Source organism: Candidatus Culexarchaeum yellowstonense, from assembly GCF_024707025.1.
GTDB lineage: Archaea > Thermoproteota > Methanomethylicia > Culexarchaeales > Culexarchaeaceae > Culexarchaeum.
The window spans coordinates 1-3318 of record NZ_JANGFQ010000266.1 but is presented as its reverse complement, the minus strand read 5'-3'; the positions used below and the strand labels follow the sequence as shown (position 1 = coordinate 3318).

Here is a 3318-nt window from a genome sequence, read left to right as displayed (position 1 = left end):
TTAACAATGACAAAACTTGATTGGAATACAACAGAAATCTCGGTAAGATCTCCAATAACATTAAAGTATTCAAACAAAGCTGCAAATATGTCACCCTACCTAAAGAAAGAAATAACAAAAGGCCCACTAGAATTTACAGAAATAAGATTCCTCATATAACCACTCCTAAACCTACCGCAATATTTCAAGCGCCTTTTAATCCAGACATAATATCTCGCAATTTCACATTAATATTTGAATCATATGCACTAAAGTTGACAAGCAGCGCGATACTATCAAAAACATCTTAGTTTTGAAACATGTTTTACTTGTTTTTCGCATTATCAATTTCACCCAGTAGCTCCTCTACAGCTTTTTTGATTATAGGGTGATCTGTAATTACGTATTTATCTTCCCTTTTTTGGATTACTGAAAGGTCTATTAACTTATATAAGCAATCACTTAACCTTGTGTCTCTTATTGTCTTGCCCTCAGCATCTTCAAGTATCTTCTTTATTTCACTAAAACTTCTTTCAGTTGTCAATATCTTTAAGAGAGTTCTGTAAATTTCACTTACATTTAAAAGATGTCTGATCTCTTGCTCAGTAGTTTCGACAGCGATTCTAACAGTTTCTTCTAACAGTTTCTCCGCATGCTCTTCACGGAGGCTTGGGTTCATATAACAGTTGTATCCAAATAGTGTAAGCCATCCTATAGTTCCTCCAAAAGCTCTGGCAGCGCTTTTAATGACATGACTAGGTATTGATACTCCTATTTCCCTAAACCCTCTTTCGAGGAAGTCTACAGACTCTTCAAAGCTCAGATTTCTTATGGATATGATATGTATGTACCTTCCGTTAAGGGGGGAATCTACGTTATTGAACTGCATTAGCTCCATAAATGAGAGAAGAGTGACCCCAGAACCTGTCAATACTATTCTGATATTCTCCAAGTTGTCATAGATGTAGGCAAGGAGCTGTAAAAAGTTTATACGCTTTATTTTCCTAAGTTCTTGCGCTTCATCGATAGCGACAATAACCTCCTTTCCAAACTCAGATGCAATTTTATTCAAAGCTGTAAATAGCTCTGCAAGATCCAACTTCTTCTCTCCTTTCAAATTTATATTCACAGAAATTGGCGATAGAGACACTGATAATCCTCTAACGCTTTGTAAAACCTTTGCAATTCTTTTACGCAAAGGAGCATACCGTTTTATGAAATCCTCCAAAGACCTTTTCATACCATCCATAAATGTTTCATATGAAAGAACAAACATACGAAGATCCAAGTAAATGTAAGGGTTGCCAAGTTCATTCAAAGCAACATTAAGGAGAGAAGTTCTTCCAGTTCTCCTTGTACCTACCAAAACAGTTATTGGATTCCTTTTAATACTCTCCTTAAGCTCCTCAAGTTCCTTATCAAAATCATACAGCTCCTCTCTTTTCTCCTTAGGCCTTACACTAAATAGCAAGGTTCACTTCACCCAACATTACTTCATACTTCAGTAAATTACGCTTTTACGTAGCCCTTTCCTTTTTGTAGTTTTAGTATGAAGCTAAGTTTACTACTCTTATCATAGTATTCACGATACTGCGTCCCACAATTACCACAAGTATTCAATACAATATTCTTGAATACTTAAACATAGTAAGGATTCAACTATTTCATTATTCGTTCGTAATGTTAACAATTATTGATTTATTATTACGAAATGCCAAGTTGAGCTTCGAGGTCTTTATATGCTTTCTTGCGTTTTAGGAGTTCATTGATTTCTTCAACCTTTATTATCCGTATTTTTCCTCTGATTTCATGGAATACTCCTGAGAGTATTTCATGGGCTTTTTCAATGTTTTCTCCCGTTGTTATGAGGAATATGTTGCTGTTCCATAGGTCATGGGCATGCTTAAGTTTGCTTACAGCATGATATACGTCTCCTCCAACATGTACTTCAAATGCATATGTTGGTACGCCTCTCTCAACCCGTCTCCAAACAACATCCAGCCTACCTACATCCATCGGATACTCACTTTCAGCTATAAAGCCTTGAAGCTTCCCCACTTCAAGGAGCATAGTCTTAACTTGATCATGAAGGGATAGTTGTTCAATTTGTTTAATCGTTATTCGCTCAGTTGGAACCAGTTCACTAATGATTTTCCGTGCCTCTTCCTCTTTAATCTGTTGAAATCCCCCTATTGCAGCATACGCAATATATTTTGATGTAACCTTACGTTTCTCCCACTCACTTTGTGGAAGACAATATTCGACATCAAATTCAAATCTATATGGCCATATAACCCTTCCCTCCTTAACTTCACGAGGCCAAAGCGGCTTATCTTGCCTAAACTTAGTTCTAACAACACCATAACCAATAACACCACTAACAGGTTTAGTCGCATAAAACAAGACGTAATCGCCACTGGACAACTTCCTCCACTGAGCATACTTCTTATCAATTACACCCCAAATCCTCCCCATTTCAAAAGCAACTTTCCAATACTCAGGAGGACCAGAAGCAACCCACCACTTCAGCATAACAATCTCTACAAATGAATATGTTAAACAGAAATTATATAAAACTTGACAAATTGAAAACCAACCTTTTTAAGTTTCATAATATTTAATAGTTTTAGCTATTAATAATATTATTTAGATAACATAACGCTAGGAGATGTTGAAATAGTGATGTTGATGGAGATTGGAAAAATAAAGCCTGGAAGTATCATAGAGGGTCCCTTTTGGCCTGAGCGTATTAAGGTTATTTCTTGCAGGGAAGTTGGTACTTCAATTGAAATATATGGGGTTGGCTTAGATACAGGGCATTTCTATCCCCGCATTCTTACAAGAGCTGATTTTAATAAGATAAAGATGGTTGAGTTGAAGGAGAGGGATTTTTCAGGGGATGCTGAATCCTTCTTTTTAGTTATTGAGGGGAGGAGGATTCGGTTAGCCCATCAATTTGACCCCCTCTACGCGGTTAATGTTTCTCAAATAGATCCATTACCGCATCAGATAGATGCCGTATACTTTCATATTTTAAAACACCCCAGAATTAGATTCCTCTTAGCCGATGATCCTGGCGCTGGTAAAACTATTATGGCTGGTCTTTTACTTAAAGAGTTAAAACAGAGAGGGCTCGTTAACAGAATTCTGATAGTTGTTCCAGGTCATTTAAAGGACCAATGGATTAGGGAGATGAAAGAAAAGTTTAATGAGACTTTCAAAGTTATAGATAGAGCTGTAATAGAAGCATCTTGGGGTAGAAATGTGTGGCTTGAGGAAAATCAAGCCATAACATCCATGGATTTTGCTAAACAAGATGATGTAATGTTAAGTTTGGCT

Annotated in this window: 3 protein-coding genes; 1 reads left to right on the top strand and 2 read right to left on the bottom strand. The window is 36.7% G+C overall.

Translation table 11 applies throughout. The annotated features are described in order from the left end of the window. Window positions 1-304: 304 nt before the first annotated feature. Together MRT15_RS12495 and MRT15_RS12490 are read right to left on the bottom strand one after the other, a co-directional pair. The gene (locus tag MRT15_RS12495) at window positions 305-1450 is read right to left on the bottom strand and encodes an ATP-binding protein (RefSeq protein WP_304330624.1); all 1146 of its coding nucleotides are present in this window, start codon (window positions 1448-1450) and stop codon (window positions 305-307) included. 233 nt (window positions 1451-1683) lie between these two features. Then, window positions 1684-2511 carry a hypothetical protein gene (locus MRT15_RS12490; protein ID WP_304330623.1) on the bottom strand — a complete coding sequence of 276 codons (828 nt, stop codon included), beginning with the start codon at window positions 2509-2511 and terminating at the stop codon, window positions 1684-1686. A gap of 156 nt (window positions 2512-2667) precedes the next feature. Here MRT15_RS12490 and MRT15_RS12485 point away from each other — a divergent pair. Beyond that, window positions 2668-3318: SNF2-related protein (locus MRT15_RS12485; protein WP_304330622.1), on the top strand; the 651-nt coding region annotated here is incomplete at its 3' end.